This window comes from Streptomyces sp. NPDC031379, from assembly GCF_055569615.1.
In genome coordinates, this window is record NZ_JBVIIT010000032.1 from 77878 (window position 1) to 95440 (window position 17563).

12 protein-coding genes and 1 pseudogene are annotated in these 17563 nt (G+C 73.2%); 5 read left to right on the forward strand and 8 right to left on the reverse strand.

Annotated features, from left to right (window positions below; all coding sequences use genetic code 11):
- Window positions 1–42: 42 nt before the first annotated feature.
- From ACZ5CW_RS35865 to ACZ5CW_RS35875, 3 genes are all read right to left on the reverse strand, one after another.
- The gene (locus tag ACZ5CW_RS35865) at window positions 43–1287 is read right to left on the reverse strand and encodes an ATP-binding protein (RefSeq protein WP_468609007.1); all 1245 of its coding nucleotides are present in this window, start codon (window positions 1285–1287) and stop codon (window positions 43–45) included.
- Window positions 1284–2018, reverse strand: a complete 735-nt coding sequence (locus ACZ5CW_RS35870; RefSeq protein WP_468609009.1) for a hypothetical protein — start codon at window positions 2016–2018, stop codon at window positions 1284–1286. The genes ACZ5CW_RS35865 and ACZ5CW_RS35870 overlap by 4 nt, the downstream gene beginning before the upstream one ends.
- Window positions 2019–2150: 132 nt before the next feature.
- Window positions 2151–2657 (reverse strand): protein-tyrosine phosphatase family protein, encoded by a 507-nt coding sequence (locus tag ACZ5CW_RS35875; RefSeq protein WP_468609011.1) that lies wholly within the window; start codon window positions 2655–2657, stop codon window positions 2151–2153.
- Between the two features lie 101 nt (window positions 2658–2758).
- Between ACZ5CW_RS35875 and ACZ5CW_RS35880 the strand changes: the two genes are divergently transcribed.
- Complete coding sequence (locus ACZ5CW_RS35880) at window positions 2759–3562, forward strand: nuclease-related domain-containing protein (RefSeq protein WP_468609013.1); 804 nt, start codon at window positions 2759–2761, stop codon at window positions 3560–3562.
- 1 nt (window position 3563) lies between these two features.
- Here the strand turns inward: ACZ5CW_RS35880 and ligD are convergent, their stop codons facing one another.
- A complete protein-coding gene (ligD, locus tag ACZ5CW_RS35885) occupies window positions 3564–4451 on the reverse strand; it encodes a non-homologous end-joining DNA ligase (RefSeq protein ID WP_468609015.1) in 888 nt (295 codons plus the stop codon).
- A gap of 53 nt (window positions 4452–4504) precedes the next feature.
- Between ligD and ku the strand changes: the two genes are divergently transcribed.
- Window positions 4505–5584 (forward strand): non-homologous end joining protein Ku, encoded by a 1080-nt coding sequence (ku, locus tag ACZ5CW_RS35890; RefSeq protein ID WP_468609017.1) that lies wholly within the window; start codon window positions 4505–4507, stop codon window positions 5582–5584.
- A 93-nt stretch (window positions 5585–5677) separates the two neighbouring features.
- On the opposite strand, the gene ACZ5CW_RS35895 is transcribed toward ku, so the two are convergent.
- Entirely contained in the window at window positions 5678–6913 is a 1236-nt protein-coding gene (locus ACZ5CW_RS35895) for an MFS transporter (protein ID WP_468609019.1), read from the reverse strand.
- A 192-nt stretch (window positions 6914–7105) separates the two neighbouring features.
- On the opposite strand from ACZ5CW_RS35895, the gene ACZ5CW_RS35900 reads away from it, so the two are divergent.
- From ACZ5CW_RS35900 to ACZ5CW_RS35910, 3 genes and pseudogenes are all read left to right on the forward strand, one after another.
- A complete protein-coding gene (locus ACZ5CW_RS35900) occupies window positions 7106–7471 on the forward strand; it encodes an ArsR/SmtB family transcription factor (protein ID WP_468609021.1) in 366 nt (121 codons plus the stop codon).
- 151 nt (window positions 7472–7622) lie between these two features.
- A pseudogene (locus tag ACZ5CW_RS35905) lies at window positions 7623–8784 on the forward strand (MFS transporter); the annotation flags it as partial.
- 234 nt (window positions 8785–9018) lie between these two features.
- A complete protein-coding gene (locus tag ACZ5CW_RS35910) occupies window positions 9019–11052 on the forward strand; it encodes a TerD family protein (RefSeq protein ID WP_468609059.1) in 2034 nt (677 codons plus the stop codon).
- A 290-nt stretch (window positions 11053–11342) separates the two neighbouring features.
- On the opposite strand, the gene ACZ5CW_RS35915 is transcribed toward ACZ5CW_RS35910, so the two are convergent.
- The 3 genes from ACZ5CW_RS35915 to ACZ5CW_RS35925 are packed head-to-tail and all read right to left on the reverse strand — an operon-like array spanning window position 11343 to window position 17445.
- Entirely contained in the window at window positions 11343–11948 is a 606-nt protein-coding gene (locus tag ACZ5CW_RS35915) for a hypothetical protein (RefSeq protein WP_468609023.1), read from the reverse strand.
- On the reverse strand, window positions 11945–12304 hold the full coding sequence (locus tag ACZ5CW_RS35920; protein WP_468609025.1) for a hypothetical protein: 360 nt from the start codon (window positions 12302–12304) through the stop codon (window positions 11945–11947). Before ACZ5CW_RS35920 ends, ACZ5CW_RS35915 begins: the two co-directional genes overlap by 4 nt.
- Entirely contained in the window at window positions 12301–17445 is a 5145-nt protein-coding gene (locus ACZ5CW_RS35925; protein WP_468609027.1) for an HD domain-containing protein, read from the reverse strand. The genes ACZ5CW_RS35920 and ACZ5CW_RS35925 overlap by 4 nt, the downstream gene beginning before the upstream one ends.
- Window positions 17446–17563 lie beyond the last annotated feature (118 nt).

Genomic DNA, 17563 nt, shown 5'->3' on the forward strand with positions numbered 1-17563 from the left:
GCCATGATGGTCCGCCCGGGGGCAGCGCCCGCGAGTTCGGCCCTAGCCCACCGAAGGCAGGGTCAGCGTCGCGACGGCGCCCCCGTCCACCGCGTTCGTGAAGGAAAGCCGCGCCCCCAGCACCTCCGCCTGCCCCGACGCGATGGTCAGCCCCAGTCCGTGGCCCTTGGCTCCCCCCTCCGTGCGGAACCGCTGGGGTCCGTGGGCCACCAGGTACTCCGGGAATCCACTCCCGTGGTCCCGCACGGTCACCACGGGTCCGTCCACCGTCAGGACCACCGGAGGGCCGCCGTGCCGGTGCGCGTTGGCCACCAGATTGCCCAGCACCCGCTCCAGCCGCCGCCGGTCGGTCTCCACCCGCGCGTCCCGCACGATCCGCACCTCGGTGTCCGTGCCGGACGCCCGGACCACCCGCCCGGCCAGCGCCCCCAGTTCCTCGGTGTCCACCTCGAGCCTCTCCCGGCCGGTGTCCAGCCGGGAGATCTCCAGCAGGTCCTCGGTGAGCGTGCGCAGCGCCGCCACCCGGTCCCGGACCAGCTCCGTGGGCCGGCCCGGCGGCAGCAGCTCGGCCGCCGCGTGCAGCCCGGTCAGCGGGGTGCGCAGCTCGTGCGCCACGTCCGCGGTGAACCGCTGCTCGCTCAGCAGCTTGCTCTGCAGGGACGACGCCATCGAGTCCAGGGCCGCCGCCACCGTGGCCACCTCGTCCTGCGGGCGGGTCGGATCCTTGGTCCGGGGATCGTTCACCCGGGCGTCCAGGTCGCCGGCGCTGATCCGCCGGGCCACGCGCGCGGTGCCGTGCAGCCTCCGGGTCACCCGGGTCACCGCGAACACGCCGACCAGCACGGTCGCCCCGATCGCGAGGCCGGAGGACCACAGGATCGCCTTGTCGAGCCCGGCGATGGTGCCGGACTGCTGCGAGTAGTCGACCTCCACGGCGAGCGCCCGGTGCCCGGCCGCCGGACCCGCCGCCCACATGGTCGGGTGCCCCTGGTGGGTCGAGACCATCGTGCCGCGCCTGCCGCCCACCGCCAGCGCGCGCAGCGGTGCGGGCAGCCCCCGGGGGTCCACCCCGGCGCCCGGCAGCAGCCGGTCCCCGGCCTCGTACGCCTCGGTGGCGTCCGCGAGCCGGGACAGCGCGAGGCCGCGGGCCTGGCCGACGGTCTGGTTGGTCACCGAGACGTGCACCAGGACGCCGAGCAGCGCGGCCAGCGCACAGCACATCACCGTGATGAACGCGGCCGCCTTCCCGGCGAGCGTCCCGGCCCACTGGGGCAGCGCGAGCCTCATCGCGCGCCCGCGGAGGGGCCGGCCGACGCGGACGGCGACGGCGTCCTGCCGGACCGGCCGCCACCGGTGTGCAGGTACTCGTCGCGGGAGAACACCATCGCCCGCTGCCCCGGGTCCCACACCCAGGTGGTGCGGTACTCGTAGCCGGAGATGTCGGCCGGGGAGCGTTCGATCAGCGCCCGGCCGGCCAGCTCCACCCCGATGATCGCGTCGTTGTCGGCCAGCACCTGCACCAGCCTGTGCTTCTCGACGGTGTAGACCCGCACCGCAGTCTGGTTGGTCGGGTAGAGCCGGAAGCCGAGCGTCAGGTCGGCCCGGCCGTCCCCCGTGAGGTCCCGGTAGTACGGCTTGAGCAGCGGACAGCGCGCCTCGTCCCCGCCCGGACGGCACTCCCTCATCCGGTCCACGGTCGCGTGGTACGCGCCCTTGGAGCCGTAGTCGTCGGGATGCGCCGCGATCTCCGCCTCGACGACGTCCACCGGATCGACCTTCCGGATGTCGTCACCGGGGACCGTCACCCCCTTGACGATCGCCCTGGTCGCGACCGCGTAGGGGTAGGCCGGGCTGGACGCCGGCCTGAGGTCCGGCCAGAGCCGGGCGGGGCTGACGGCGGTCGGGGTGGCACCGGCGCCCCGCAGCCCGCCGGCGTCCCCGCAGGCCGCCGCCGTCGCCCACAGCAGGCCGACGGCGGCCACGGCGAGGGCGGTGCGCGTGGGGCGACGGGCTGGCACGGTGCTCCTGGGGCGTCGGGGTCGGTCCCCGCCCCCTTGATCCGGGGTTGCGTGGGGAGGTGTTCTCAGAGTCTTGGGGAAGTCCCCGGTGCGCATCCGGTGGCGGTGCCGGCGACGGCGCTGGGAGAGAGGCTACTCGGCCAGCTCCTCCAGCAGCCGCACGGTGGACAGGCCCGCCCGCAAATACTCCACGAACAGCTGGTTGTGCAGCGCCCACGCCGAGCGCCTGGCCCGGATCAGCCGGATGGCCTCCTCGGGGGCTTGCCCGCGCTGGGCCAGGGCGTGCGCGATGACCAGCCCCGAGCGGTTGTAGCCGTGGTAGCAGCGCACGAGCACCCGGCGGCCGGCGTCCAGCGACTCGTTCACCGCGCGGGCCAGCCGCATCACCCCGGCAAGCTGCGTCCCGTCCAGCGGACCGTCCGGAATCGGCCACACATGGTGCTCCACCTCCGGATCGGGCCCGTATCCCGGCAGCCGCAGCAGCGACTGCACCACATCGAACTCGTCGCGCACGACGGCGAACTCCAGCCGCCCCGAACGGCCCCGGAACTCGTGTCCGCCCATCCACAGGCCGGGCACGATCTCGCTCCACGGGCGCTCCGGAGCCGGCACGTCGGGCTGCTTTCCGCGGGTCCGCAACGGTGCCTCCCCAACTCCCCCTCGCAGGGCTGTCATCCAAGGTAACCGGTCTTGCCCCGGGAGCACCCCGCCTGTTCCCATGGTCCGAGGGGTGATGGCGCATGAGCGGACTGCGCGTGGTGCCGGCCTTTCGGTACGGCCGGGAGCGGCTGTACGTCTGCCGCCCGGACGGAAGCGACGTCGCCTGGTACGACCGTGAGACGGGCCGGGTCAACCTGCTCGGCGACGACGACCGGGACGATGTGCTCGCGGCCCTGAAACCGTTCCTGACCGGCCCCGTGACCGTGGGCCCGCCCCCGGTGCCCACCCCGGCGGAACTCGCCCGGCTGACCCTGCACCCGGACGACGACCTGGCGCCCAACCGCCCCGGCGAGGCGCTGCTCGTCGCCCTCGACCGCGATCCCGGCCCCGCCCGCCGGCTGCGTCCCGACCCGCGCCGGCGCGCGCTGGCCGCCGAGGAGACCGTCGGCGAGGCCCTGGACCGGCTGGAGGGCGCCGGCTGGCACACCCTGCACTCGGTGCCGCTCCCCGGCGGCGACCGCATCCACCATCTGCTGATCGGCGCCGGCGGTCTGTTCGCCGTCCACGCCCTGTACGCCCGCAGGACCCGGGTCCTGGTCGCCGACCCCATGGTCACCCTGGGCCGCCGCGAGGCCGAGCCGGTGCTGCGCCGGCTGCGCGCCGAAGCCGACCGGGCCTCCTACGCCCTGACCGCCGAGGTCCGCCCGGTGCTGGCCCTGGCGGGCCCGGCCCAGCTCACCGTGACCGCCGAGCCCCGCGGGGTGGTGATCCTGCAGGACCCCGAGCTGGACCGTCTCGCCCGTCTCGGCGGGGTGCTGAAACCGGCGGACGTGGAGGCGCTGCACGCGATGGCACGGGACCGCAACACCTGGGCGAGGGTGTAGGTCAGGGCAGCGCTACCGCCGTACCCGGATCCAGCAGGGGCGCCATCAGGTCGCCGAGATCCTGCAGCCGCGGGGCGATGTCCTCGGCCCGGAACTCCAGCCGGCCGGGGCTGCGGCAGTCCTCGACCTCCTCCCAGGTCACCGGCGCGGACACCAGGGGAGCCCGGCGGGCGCGCACGGTGTAGGGCGTGGCCGTCGTCTTGCGGGCCGCGTTCTGGCTCCAGTCGACGAAGACCTTCCCCGGCCTGAGGCTCTTCGTCATCCGGTGCACCACCAGCCGGGGCATCGCCCGCTCCGCCTCCACCGCCAGCGCCTTCGCGTACTCGGACGTCTGTTCGGACGAGCTTCCGTGCACCGCCGCCAGCAGGTGCAGCCCCTTCGACCCGGCCGTCTTCGGGTGCGCCTCGATCCCGTCCGCCGCCAGCCGCTCCCGCAGCCACAGGGCGACCTCGCAGCAGTGGACGACGGTCGCCGGCGGGCCCGGGTCGAGGTCGAAGACCAGCCGGTCGGCCTCGTCCGGGCGCTGCACCAGCCACTGGTGGGTGTGGAACTCGGTGACCAGGTTGGCCGCCCAGACCAGGCTCGGCAGGTCCTGCACCACCACCATCCGGGCCGGCCCCTCCGTGGAGGACCGCGGAACCGCGGAGGTCGTGACCCACTCGGGCGTACCCGGCGGCACGTTCTTGGTGAAGAACAGCTGCCCCTCCGGGCCGTCCGGGTAGCGCAGGAAGGACACCGCGCGGTCGCGCAGGTGCGGCAGCAGGGCACCGGCGGTGGTCGCGTAGTAGTGCAGCAGCTCTCCCTTGGTGAAGCCGGTCTCCGGATAGAGCACCTTCTCCAGGTTGCTGAGTGCGACCCGCCGCCCCTCCACCTCCGTGATAGGCGTCATAGGATGACAATCCCAGAAAAACCGGAGAAAACGGGAAAGGGAGGGTGCGGCACGTGCGATCGATATGGAACGGGGCCATCTCCTTCGGTCTCGTCAGCATCCCGATCAAGCTGGTGAACGCGACGGAGAGCCACTCGATCGCCTTCCGCCAGATCCACACCGAGGACAACGGCCGCATCCGCTACCGCAAGGTGTGCGAACTGGAGGACCGCGAGGTCGACCAGGCCGAGATCGGCAAGGGGTACGAGGACGCGGACGGCACGATCATCCCGATCAGCGACGACGACCTCTCGCACCTGCCCATCCCCACCGCCCGCACGATCGAGATCGTCGCCTTCGTACCGGTCGACCGGATCGATCCGCTCCAGATGGGGGCGGCCTACTACCTCGCGGCCGGCGGGGCCCCCGCCGCCAAGCCGTACACCCTTCTGCGCGAGGCCCTCAAGCGCAGCAACAAGGTCGCCATCGCCAAGTTCGCGCTGCGCGGCCGGGAGCGCCTCGGCATGCTGCGCGTGGTCGGCGACGCCATCGCCATGCACGGCCTGCTCTGGCCGGACGAGGTACGCGCCCCCGAAGGGCTCGCCCCGGACACCGACGTCACCATCCGTGACAAGGAACTCGACCTCGCGGACGCCCTGATGGACACCCTCGGCGAGGTCGATCTGGAGGACCTGCACGACGAGTACCGGGAGGCGCTGGAGGAGGTCATCGCGGCGAAGGCGGCCGGCGAGGCGCCGCCCGAGGCGCCCGCGCCGGCGGCCGGGGGCAAGGTGCTGGACCTGATGGCGGCGCTGGAGAACAGCGTGCGGGCGGCCCGGGAGTCGCGGGGTGCCGAGCCCGCGGGTGGCGAGGCCGAGGTCAGGTCGCTGCCGCGGCGGAGGGCGGCGCCCAAGGAGACGGGGGGCAAGAAGTCCACGTCCACGGCGAAGAAGACGGCCGCCGCCAAGAAGACGGCGACGGCGAGGAAGTCGACGTCCAGGACGGCGCAGGGCGCGAAGAAGACGACGGCGGCGAAGAGTACGGCCAAGTCGGCCGCGAAGAGCGCGGCGCCCGCGAAGAAGACGGCGGCGAAGGATACGGCGGCGAAGAACACGGCGGCGAAGAAGACGGCCTCGCGCAAGCGGTCCGCCTGAGCCGCCGTGCTCGAAGCGCGGCCGGGGCCCCGTCTTCGCGACCCTGTCCGAGCGCCGTCGGCCGTGGGGGCGCCGGTCCTCTGCCGGACGTCTTCAGCGTGCTGTGTCCTCCGGTATGCGTACCCGCCCCGCCACCAGGGCCAGCCCGCCCCCCGCGACGGCCAGGGCCGCCCACGCCGTACCGAAGGCCGTCGTGCCCGCGGTCAGGCCGACGGCGTCGCTGAGGTAGCCGACGGAGACCGGGAGGAGGCCGGCGGGGAGGTAGCCGCCGACGTTGAGAGCCGCGTTGGCCTCGGCGAGCCGGGGACCCGGCACGGCCGAGTTCAGCAGGGACAGACCGCCGAGCTGGCCCATGCCCTGGCCCGCGCCGGCCAGCAGCGCGGCGGCGGTCAGCGCCGGGACCGAGCCGGTGTGCACGGCCGTGACGAGTGCGAGCATGCCGAGCGCCGTGGTGGCCGCACCGGCGACCAGGACCGTGCGCCGGCGCAGCCGCCGTACCGCGAACTGCACGCCCGTCGCGCAGAGGAACATCGCGAACGCGAGCGCCCCCGGGACGATCCGGCTGTCGGTGCCCAGCAGCCCCGACAGCAGTGAGGGCCCGAGCGACAGCACGAACGACGTGGCGGTGATGCCGGGGGCGAAGACGGCGATGCCCAGCGTGAGCTGCCACCCGGCACCGCGCGGCACGGCCGGCACCCGCACCCGGGCGCGGGCCCCGGCGGCGGCCGGAGCGGGCCGGCGCAGCGGCATCCGCAGCACCACCACCAGTGCCGTGACCAGCAGCACCGCCTCCACCACGAACACGGTGACCGTAGGCGCGGGCAGCGTCTCGGACAGCACTCCGGCGAGCAGCGGCCCGAGTCCCGCGCCGAACACCATGGCGCAGGAGGCGAGCAGTGCCGCGAGGCGGCGGCGCGCGGGCCCGGCCACGTCCGTCACCGCGGCCATGCCCGCCGAGACCACGGCCCCGACCGCGATCCCGGCGCACAGCCGGGCGGCGATCAGCGCGGCCACGCCGCCCGCGGTGGCGAAGAGCAGGCAGGCCACGAGGGCGAGCCCCAGCGCGGGCACCAGGACGGGCTTGCGGCCGAACCGGTCGGAGGCGACCCCGGACACCAGCAGCGAACCCAGCAACCCGGCGATGTAGCAGGCGAAGACGACGGTCAGGGTGCCTTTGGAGAATCCCATCTCGCGCTGCCACAGCACATACAGCGGGGTGGCCGCGTTGGACAGCACGAACACGGCGGTCACGGGCCAGGCGGCGAGCCACACCCAGCGGACCGGCGCCTCACCCGCAGGCCGGCCGCGCTCCGTTCGGGCGGTACGCACGTCTGTTCCGGCGGTACGCACGTCTGTTTCTGGCACGGCACGGTCCTCCCTGAGCGACTGTACGACTCCACTCGTACTTGTACGAGTAGAGTCGAACTTAGCACGTAGTACGATCAGGTTCGTACAAGGAGTGTGTGGGAGGAGCCGCAGTTGACCCCGACCCTGTCCGCCGGAGCGGACATGAGACCGGACATGAGACCGGACATCGTGCGGCTGCCGGAACCCGCCGGCCTGCCCGATCCGCTGCCCGAGCCGACCGCCGGGGAACTGCGCCTGGAGGTGGTGCTGGGTGCGCTCAGCGACCCGCTGCGGCTGGGGATCGTGCGCAAACTGCTCCTGGAGTCGCAGGAGTTCGACCACACCTGCGGCTGGTTCGGCCTCGACCGCCCCAAGTCCTCGCTGACGCACCACTTCAGGGCGCTGCGCGAGGCGGGGATCATCCGGCAGCGCCAGTACGGCCTGGAGCGCCGCAGCCACGTCCGGGTCGCCGACCTGAACGCCCGCTTCCCCGGCCTGCTGGACCTGGTCGCCGCATGGAGCCCGCCGGACGGGGAGTGAACCGGCGCGCGTCCGCCTCGCCCGGGATGCGGCCGGATCTCCGCACCCCGATCATGAGAGACGTCGGCCGGGGCCGCCCGTGGCCTGCGCGGCACAGGGAGGCCGGCGTCGCTGCGGCCCCGGGAGGGACCGGCGCCCTGGGAGCGTGACGATGACCGGTGACAGACCCTCCGCGGCGGCCTGGCACAACCTCGTGACGGCCACCGTCGGCTTCACCCTCACCTTCTGGGCCTGGAACCTGATCGCCCCCCTCGCGGCCGACTTCGACGACCGGCTGCACATGGGCGCCACGGCCCAGTCGCTGCTCGTCGCGGTGCCGGTGCTGGTCGGCTCCCTCGGCCGCGTCCCGGTCGGCGCGCTCACCGACCGCTACGGCGCCCGCCTGATGTTCCCGCTGATCAGCGCCCTGACGATCATCCCGGTGCTGCTGCTGATCCCGGCGAAGTCCGCCTACCCCGCCCTCCTGGCGGTGGGCTTCCTCCTCGGCCTCGGCGGTACGACGTGCGCGACCGGCGTGCCCCTCGTCAACTCCTGGTTCCCACCGGCCCTGCGGGGAGGGGCGCTCGGCGTCTTCGGCATGGGCATGGGCGGCGTGGCCCTGTCCGGCTTCTTCACCCCGCGCATGTACCACCAGGGCACGACCCTCCCCTTCCTGGTCATCGCGATCGCCCTGGCCGCGTACGCCGTCCTCGCCACGTTCCTGATCAACGACCGCCCCGGCCGCCCGGTGCCCACCAGCCCCCTGGCCACCCGCCCGGGCCGCCCGCCTCCGCGTCACGTGGGAACTGTCCGCCCTGTACGCGATCGGCTTCGGCGGCATCGTCGCGTTCGGCGTCTACCTCCCCACGTACCTGAGGACCTGGTACGGCCTCAGCCCCACGGACGCCGGCACCAGAGCGGCCGGCTTCGCCCCGATCACGGTCGTGTTCCGCCCCCTCGGAGGCCGGCTGGCCGACCGCGTCCACCCGGCGATCGTCACGGCCTGGGCTCTCGGCGCGGTCGCGCTCCTCGCCGCCGTCCAGTCCTTCGACCCCGCCCTCGTGCCGGGTGTGACGATCTGCCTGCTGCTGACGGCCGCCGCCCTCGGCACGGCGAGCGGCTCCGTCTTCGCCCTGGTCTCCCGGGTCACCCCGCAGCCCCAGGTCGGCAGCGTCACGGGCATCGTCGGCGCGATGGGAGGCCTCGGCGGCTTCGTACCGCCCCTGGTGATGGGCGCCGTCCACAGCGCCAAGGGCTCCTACTCCCTCGGCTTCATGCTCCTGTCCGACCTCGCCCTGGCGGGCTGCATGTACGCCTACGGCCGGATGCGCACGGCAGGAGCGGAACCCCCACCGCAACCGGCGGCCCCCTACCGGAGGAGGTCCCCGGCTCCGGCCCGGACAGAACCGGAAGCTGAGCCCGGCGATCCCGAGCGACTCCCCGCGCTCCACTCCGTGGGCACTACAGTTGCCCGTGTGCGGCGCGTCACAGTGCGTCGCGTACCAGGCGGCCGGGGCGGGAGTGCTGCTGCGCCCGGCTTGCGTCAGTTGGGGGGCAGTGTGCAAGAAATGATCAAGGGCTCGAACGTGGCACTGGCGGCCCTGAGCGAACATGCCGGTTCGGTGATCGTCAGTCTGGGCTGGGGGAGCCCGACCGGCGAAGGCGACGCGGATGTCTCCGTCCTGCTGCTGGACCTGAACGGCAAGGTGCGCAGCGACACCGACTTCTACTTCTACAACCACCCGGTCGCTACCGACGGAAGCGTGCAGCTCCTGGGCAAGACGCCGACGGTGGACGGCAACGAGGACCGGATCAGCTTCGACTTGACCGCGGTCCCTGCGGACGTCGACCGGATCGTCGTGGCCGCCAGCCGGTACGGCGGAGCGCGCTTCGGTGAACTCGAGGGCGTACGCCTGTCGTTGGCCGACGGCGCCGGCGAGGATCTGCTCCGCTTCGCCATCGACGACATCGACTCGGTGAGCGCGGTCATCTTCGGCGAGTTGTACCGGCGCGCAGAGGAGTGGAAGTTCCGCGCCGTCGGCCAGGGCTACGACACCGGCCTCGCCGGTCTGGCGACGGACTTCGGTGTCGACATCGAGGACGACGCGGCGGCAGCGGAGACGCGGGAGCACCCGGCGGCCGACGAACAGCCGGACCCCACGGCCCCGGCGCCGGCCGGCGAGCCGGGGCCGGACGGAACGCTGGGAGCCGTCCCCTCTCCTCGCCGGCCCGACGAGGGGGGCGCGCCACGCAAGCCCACCGCTCGGCCGCGTACCGCGAAGAAGAAGGTCACCCTGCCCAAGGCGGGCAAGAAGACCCTGGCGGAGAACGACTCCTGGCGGGAAGCCCGGCTCTTTCCGGTGTCCGCGCTCAAGAGCGACCGGGACCGCGAGATGCGGGCCACCTCGGTACTGCTGTCGGTGATGGCGCAGGTACCGGAGTTCGGCAGGAGACTCACCGCTGCGTTCGGTGCCCCGGCAGGCCGCATGGAGACCTTCACTGAGGTCACCCTGCCGCACGGTGACTCGCCGCGCCGCCCCGACGGGGTGATCCGCGTCGAGCGGGCCGGCAAGCTGTGGACGGCCCTGGTCGAGACGAAGACCAACGGCAACGCCCTCAAGGACGAACAGGTGCAGGCGTACATGGACATCGCCGCGCGCCGCGGCTACGAGGCCGTGATCACGCTGTCGAACGACGTCGCGCTGGAGGGCAGCCCCCTCGTCAACGTCAAGATCGACGGCCGGCGCAAGCACAAGGTCGCGCTCAGGCACCTCTCCTGGGCGGAAGTCGCCCACCAGGCCCAGATGCTGATCCGGCACGAGGGCGTCGGCAACAAGGCGCACGCCTGGCTCCTCCATGAACTGCTCCACTACCTGCAGCACGAGAACTCCGGCTGCCACGGCTTCCAGAACATGGGCCCGGCCTGGGTACCCGTACGCAACGGCATCGACGACGAAACCCTGTGCCAGGGAGATCCGCGCGCACTGGAGGTCGTCGAGAGCTGGGAGCGGCTGATCCGCCAGGTGTGCCTCGGACTGGGCGGCGAACTTGGGCAGAAGGTACTGCCCGTCCAGCGCGCCAGGCGGGGAACGGATCCAGGAGCACGCCGGAGCCGCCTCGCCGAGCAACTCTGCCAGGACGGAAGGCTGCTGGCGGAGGTGCGCATCGAGGGCACGCCCGGCGTCCTGGCCATCAGCGCGGATCTGCGCACCGGCAGACTGCGCACCTCCATCGAGATCCCGGCACCGGAACAGGGCTACCCCCTGTCCTGGGCGAAACGGCTCGTCCGATCCCTGGCCGAGGCGCCCGCCGACCTCCACATCGAGACCCTGGTCGAAGGAGAGACAGCCGGCCCACGCGGCACACTGGAACGGCTCCGTCCCGAGCCGGCGGACCTGCTCCCCAAGGACAGCGGCACCCGCATCACCGGCTTCCGCCTGTCCCTGCTCAAGGGCATGGGCAGCAGCCGCGGCAACGCCGAGTCCGGCTTCATCCGCAGCGTCGACGACGCGGTGCACCGCTTCTACACGACTGTGGTGATCCACCTGGACCGCGCGACGCCCCGCCGGTCCCCGTCCAGGGAAGCAGAGCCGACGGGCTGACTCACCGGGCGGAGGCCGCCCGCGCAGTGCCCCCGCGGGCGTGTGCCCGTGGGGGTCGGTCCTCCGCTGGGACGGGCTCGCGTACCGCCTCGTCGGTCGTCTCAGACGGGCTGGCGTACGGTCACGGCCTCGTCGGGCGCCCGGCCCGCGTGACGGGACACATCCCGGGGCCGTCCGCGGACGGCCCCCCACGGCCGGCCGCCGTCCTGGCCCCTGCCACCAGGGACTGCACCGAGGAACGTGGCCACCCCGACCCCGAGTTCCCCTTCGTCGCCGCCGGCCCGCTCGTGTCACGGCCCTGCCGCGCAGGCCCCGGCCGGGGCGATGCTCAGGGCGGTCGTGCGCGGCACCGAGACGGTGCCGTCCGCCTTGGTCCTGATCACCACCCGTTGCGGGTCGACCAGGACCAACTCGCCACACACCGTGCCCGTGCCCGTCCTCACTTCGACCGGAGACGCGGCCGGGGCGCTCGTCGTCCCCCAGGCGAGGACGAGCGCCCCGACCACCGAGACCACTCCGAGGACACAGCACCGCGCTGCCCAGGCCAGTGCCCGTCTCACCCGGGTGACCTCCCGCTCGGTCCAGCGGCGCAGCGCCTGCCCGCCCAGGAGGATCTCGTCCTCGGGGGTCCCGTGCGCCGCTCGTACGGCCACGAGTGAACCGGTGGCCAGGAGCACGAACGCGGCGAGCAGTAGCCCGGTGGCGGTGTCGCGGGCCCAACCGGGGAGGTCGGTGAGGTCGTCACGGCCCTTGAGCAGAACGAGGACCGCGAACAGCGCCGTGAGCCCGGTCAGCCCGGTGCGCCACCCCTCGGCCTGTCTGCGCAGCTCCGGGAGCCGGGTGAACTCCAGCTCACGGGCGAGTTCGGCCCAACGGCGGTCGGAACGGCCGCTCATCGCCGGATCCGCCAGCGTGCGCCGCACCCGAGGTACGACGTGTCGGGAGGGCAGTGCGGATGAGGGTGGCCGCACTCGCACAAGTGCACCTCCGTCAGCAGCGGATCCGGCCCGTCCTCCGCTCTCCGCGCCGTCCCGATCCCCAGCAGCAGGCTCAGCACGCCCTTCGTCCCGGTTCCCGGCGGGCACCACGGGAAGAGCGTCCTGGTGGGGCCGTGGCAGCGGGGACAGGTCCCCGCGACGATCACTCCCCGCCCGTCCGGTGCGGGGAACTGGGTGAACAGGTCGGCGTCGACCTCGCCGAGATCCTCGTCGGCGTACGGCTTGCTGTGATCGTGCCGGCGGGTGCGCGTCATCGCCTCTTCTCCTGCCCGTCGGTTGCCCTGTCCGGCTCGTCGACGTGCTCGAACCGGAGCCCGAACATGCCCGCGTACACCTCCAGGCGCCCGCGTACCCACGCCGGTGTCTCGCCCGTCGCCCGGGCACAGAACGCCAGACGGTCCCGGCCCACCGTGCCGGTCAGGGCGGGCAGCCGGCCGTCGAGGCCCTCGGAGAGGATCGCCAGGTCCTGCCAGCAGGGCACGGTGTCGGGCACGTCGGTGACCGCCGCAGGCGTGCCCTCCAGGGCGAGGTACGGGGTGATACGCCGCCAGGTGTCACGCACCGATTCGCCGAGGCGTCCGGCGATGCTCACCACCTCGAGCGGCACCATCGGGGAGCCGGGGGCGCAGAGGCGGTGGGCCGGATCGACCGCCACGGCGTCGTGCGCGGTGGGCACCTCGTCCGGCAGAGCGGCCTCGGCGTCGGCGGACAGTTCCGGGACGAGGGCGCCGATGGAGCGAAAGGGCGCCAGCGCCTGATAGGCCGCCCGCGCCCCGAGGTTGCGGGCGCGAGCGTAGTTCACGAGGCGGTGCGCGGTGAGCGGGGTCCAGCTCGGGGTCTCGAACCACTCGTAATCCACGTCGTCGTGCGGGCCCTGCTCGACCAGCGCCTCCGTCTCGGCCGCCGACGGGCTGAACGACCTCAGCTCCTCGGGCGGGGGCGGTGCGACCAGGCCGGCGCCCAGCCCCAGGTCTGAGGCCTCCCGGTGCGCGGTGTCCCACAGGAACGACAGCTTCTGGCGGAGCCGCTGGCTCGCGGTGAACAGCACGGCCGCGGTGGCCGGCACGGGATAGTCGGCACCGTCCCAGCCGGGATCCTCCCCGGAGAACGCGTACCTGCTCGGAGTCGGCAGATCGTCCCAGGCCCGCAGCAGGTCCCCGGCGTCCGGCAGATCCACTCCGGCCGCCCTCAACTCCTCGGCGAACCAGGACGTCTCCTCCCAGGACCACTCGTGGGAGCGGGTGAACGCCAGGTCCCGGAGCGAAACGCCGCCCTCCAGGCGTACCTCCTCGACGTGCAGCCGCCGTGCGAGGTTGCCGGTCTCGGGTGAGGGGACCACGTCCCGCCCGGCCGACCGCCTGGTGTACCGCCGGCGGAAGACCAGTCCGAGGCCCTCCGTCTCACGGCCGAGCAGCCGCTCCGCCTCCCATACGGAGAGTTCGAGGTCCGCGGCCAGTTCGATGACGGCGGCCCACGGCAGCACCGGGCGGCCGTCGGGGCCAGGAAGGAGGTAGTGGCGCACAAGCTCGAACATGTCGGCCGACACGGCATCCCAACGGGCCACCAGGGCGGGGTCGGGCAGCGGGCGTCCCAGCCAGGCGAACCGCGCCAACCGCCACTGCGCCTCGTCCGCGTCCAGGCCGGTCGCAGCGGCCACCACCCGCACGTCCCAGGGATTCGTGGCGGGCCGCCAGCGACGCGCACGCTCGTCCTCCTGGAGGTAGAGCAGCCTCAGCTCGGCGTCGGTGCAGACGTGATCGCGGTGGTGGTCCGGCACGATGAACAGCGCGTTCTCCACGAACGGCGCGTACCGGGCGCACGCCTCGGCCAGCTCGCCCAGCGGCCGCCGGTACACGGCCGAGGCGCGGGCGATGCCGGAGAGATCTCCGGGCTCGTGCCGGTAGTGGACCTCATGGACGGGCTTGCGACGGGACATGGGCTTGCGGCCGACGGTCATCGTCATGCCGTCGAAGGGATCGGGCTCGTTGCCCACAAGCCCCTTCATGACGCACCAGTCGGTGAAGTCCGGTGTCCACTCCAGATCGCCGCCGCCCCGCACGGCCGGCCCCGCCAGCCCGGGATGGGCGACGCGCAGGCCCCGCGTCGCGCGGAGCACCTTCGCCACGGTCGTGTTCTGCTCGCGGGCCACCAGGATCGCGGAGCGCCAGTCGCCGTCGACCTGCGCCGCGATGTCCGACCAGCCCGGCTCCGGTACGGGGTGCCCGGCGAGGGACAGGGGCGCCGCCTCCTGCCGGGCCCGGTGATCGAGTCCGAGAACGGCCAGCCGCCAGGGCCGGACCATGTCCGCGGCCCCCTGCCCCTCCCGTCCGCCCGCCCGGTCGGCCAGGGAGTCCAGCTTGAACCAGCCCACTTCGTCGAGGTCGACCCGCCGGCCGTGGTCGCCCGTGACGAGCACCTTCCGCCCCTGCCAGGTCTGCCACAGGATGCGGGCCACGGCGGGCTCGAGGGACTCCAGGCTCCGGAGCCAGCCGAGACCGAGCGTGGCGCGGTCGGCCAGCACGGGGGCACCGCGCCGTAACTGCTCCCGCGCCCACCGGATGTCGTAGCCCTCCAGCTTCTTGCGGTTGAGGCTGAGTTCTCCCGCGTGCGCGCCCGACAGATTGAGCACATACCCGAAGGGGTGCTTGTCGGTGGCGATCCCGTCGCACACGATCGCCCCCCGGCCCCCGACCCACCACAGGGTGCCCGGCACCGCCTCGAGCGCCGACTCGGTGGACGCCGCCCGGGGTCCTTCCCCGGCCGCGAGGAGCCCGGGGAGCCAGACGTCCTCGGTGCCGTCCTCCCCGCGCACGTGAAGCCGGAACTCGCTGATCCGGACCAGGGACCGCAGCACGGACACGACGGAGTCCCCGGTCAGCATTCCCTCCCGGCGCAGGTGCAGCCGTACGCGCGTGCCGCCCTCCGGCAGCGCCCCGCCGTCCGGCCCGGTCTCCTCCCGGACACGGAAGAGACTGCCGCTGACCGGGATCTCGACGCGCAGCGCCTTCCGGGACGGGCGTCCGTCCAGGCCGACCGGCCGGGTCACGATCGTCATCTCGTCGGCGAGCATGAAATAGCTGAAGACACCGATGCCGAAACGGCTGTTGGGGTAGAGCTGCAGTGACCTGTCGTGCCGCAGCCACGCGGCCTGCTCCCGGCGGAACGCGTGCGACTGGTCGAAGCGGCGGCCCGCCCGCGTGAAGGTGCTCTTCAGCTGGTCGACGGTCATCCCGACGCCGTTGTCGATGCACTCGACGTAACGCCCCCGGCCGTCCTCGCCCGCCTCGATACGGATGCGGCCGGACCACTCGCCGGGCTCCCTGCCGAGCCCCCGCAGATAGCGGGCGCGCATCTCCCGGTAGCGGCAGGCGTCCATGGCGTTCTGGTACAGCTCGCGCAGGGCGAGTTCGGGTTCGCCGTCGTACAGTTTCTCGCCCATCAGCAGGCGCCGGATCTCCGTCTGCTCCAGCGTGAAACGCGCGAGCGGCACGTCGTACGCGTCCACCCCGTGCTCCCCGTCGGGCCGCAGCCGGTGGTCCGTCAGCCGGGCCGGCAGACCCCGGAGCAGCGCGGCCTCGTCCTCGGGCAGCCGGCGGGCCGACTCGCGCAGCGCATGGCCGAGGTCGTCGGCGTCCTCCACGAACGAGGCGAGCGCCGCGTGGATCGCCGGATGCGGGCAGAGGGCGTCCAGATGGAGGTACGAGGGCGTGGCCCCGTCCTGTTCGAAGTCCCAGCAGGCGTCGTGGAGCACGGTGATCACCTCGCGCGGCACCACCGGATCGGAGACGGCGAGATGTTCGGCGAGGACCTCCGGAAGGCGCCGGGCGTCGAAGGCGAGCAGCCCCGCGAGCCGCAGCAGCGCCGCGAGCGGCCGTACCCGCAGGCGCCACGGGGTGCCGTGTACGACGTGCCGGTCGGGCAGGGACAGCCGCTGGTCCGCCGGGGACAGCCGCTGCTCCTCCGGAGGAGCACCGACGGCGACGCCCGCGGCGACCGTACGCAGGGCCGCGGCCAGCGCCGCCCCGCGGCCACCGAGCCTCTCGCCCGCGGGCGCCGACCCCTGGCCCATGAGCCGCGCCGCGAACCCGTCGGCCAGGGCGGCGGGCACGCTTTCCTCGTCGGTCGAGAACCGCTCCGCGATCCACCGGTGCACCAGCCACAGGACGACCGCGTGCCGGTCGTCGGCCGGGTCCGTCAGCCACCGGTACGAGTGGGTGAGCTTCTCGGCGATCTGGGGATGGCGCTCCGCGATCTGCTCGTAGTGCCGTCGCCGGTCGTCGGCCTCGCTGTCGCGCCTGACGAACTGCGGGAGGAGTTCGGCGGCTTGACTCAGCCTTTCGGCCCAGGACGCCTCGTGGAGCAGCACACCGGCGATCAGCGCGGTGACCTCCAGGACCGACAACTCGACGCCCTTCGCCAGCAGCAAGGGGAGCCGGCCGGTCAGCAGCCGCACCGGATAGTCGTCGTCGGCCCAGGGATCGGGCAGCCGTTGCCGGGCGCGGTCGACGTGGCGGGCCGTGTCGGTGGCCAGAGAGGTCAGGCAGTCCTGCATGGGGGCGACGGCTTCCGCGTCGCACTCCGGCACCCGCTCCCAGAGCGCCGGCGCGCGCACGGCGTCCTCCCAGGCCTCCAGCAGCCGTCGGCCGCGTGCGATCTCCCGCGACCTGGTCCGCTCCGCCAGATCGGTCCCGTAGTGGATCAATACCGCCTGCGGTTCGGCCCGTTCCCGTAAGGCCAGCGCCGTTGTCTCCCGCCTGGCCGTGTCGTAGACCTCCTCCACGCTCCTGGCCTCGGTCAGGGGATCGAAGGCGCGGGCGAGTGCCCGGGTGAAGAAGCTGCCGGCTTCCGCGAACCCGCTGCGCTCACCGGGGCCGCAGCCGGTCATCATCGCGAAACCGCTGCGCGGCGGACCCTTGACGACATGGCTGCCGAAGACGACGGGCCGTCCGTCCGTCGCCTCACGGCAGGCGTCGATGAGCCACAGCACCGTGCCGGCGCCGCAGTCGGCCAGGTACCGGCTGATGTCGGCGTCGAGGAGCGACTCCCGTACGTGCGGCTGGGCCCACCCTGCCGGACCGGCGCCCGCACCGGCGGGGGCGCGGGCGTCGGCGGGTACCAGGTAGTCGGTGTCGCCGATCCGCACGCCGTGTCCCGTGAAGTAGAGGAGCAGCGTGCTATCGGCCGGTGCGCTCTTCGCGAGACCGGTGATGCGTTCGGTGATCTCGTTGCGAGTGGGGTCGCGCAGCGTCTCCACCGTGTATCCGCTGTCCCGCAGAGCCGCGTCCAGGACACACAGATCCGCTTCGACCGTCGCCCCCAGCGAGGGCAGGCAACGCTCCGCCCCCGGATTGGCCCCCACACCGATCAGCAGGGCCGTACGACTGTCCCCTTGCATGTACCCCCCTCACCCTCCGGCTCCCCATGCTCGCAGCCGGCCTTGTGCGGAGGGGGCCGATCACGCCGACTGCCGACGGGGACGAGAACGAACGCGCGTCGCCGGTTCGGGAAGCCGC

Bases quoted from the DNA above. Each gene is read 5' to 3' on its own strand.
- ACZ5CW_RS35910 (WP_468609059.1), top strand. From the start codon at position 9,019: ATGATCAAGGGCTCGAACGTGGCACTGGCGGCCCTGAGCGAACATGCC.
- ACZ5CW_RS35915 (WP_468609023.1), bottom strand. From the start codon at position 11,948: ATGAGCGGCCGTTCCGACCGCCGTTGGGCCGAACTCGCCCGTGAGCTG.
- ACZ5CW_RS35880 (WP_468609013.1), top strand. From the start codon at position 2,759: ATGAGCGGACTGCGCGTGGTGCCGGCCTTTCGGTACGGCCGGGAGCGG.
- ACZ5CW_RS35865 (WP_468609007.1), bottom strand. From the start codon at position 1,287: ATGAGGCTCGCGCTGCCCCAGTGGGCCGGGACGCTCGCCGGGAAGGCG.
- ACZ5CW_RS35920 (WP_468609025.1), bottom strand. From the start codon at position 12,304: ATGACGCGCACCCGCCGGCACGATCACAGCAAGCCGTACGCCGACGAG.
- ACZ5CW_RS35900 (WP_468609021.1), top strand. From the start codon at position 7,106: ATGAGACCGGACATCGTGCGGCTGCCGGAACCCGCCGGCCTGCCCGAT.
- ligD (WP_468609015.1), bottom strand. From the start codon at position 4,451: ATGACGCCTATCACGGAGGTGGAGGGGCGGCGGGTCGCACTCAGCAAC.
- ACZ5CW_RS35925 (WP_468609027.1), bottom strand. From the start codon at position 17,445: ATGCAAGGGGACAGTCGTACGGCCCTGCTGATCGGTGTGGGGGCCAAT.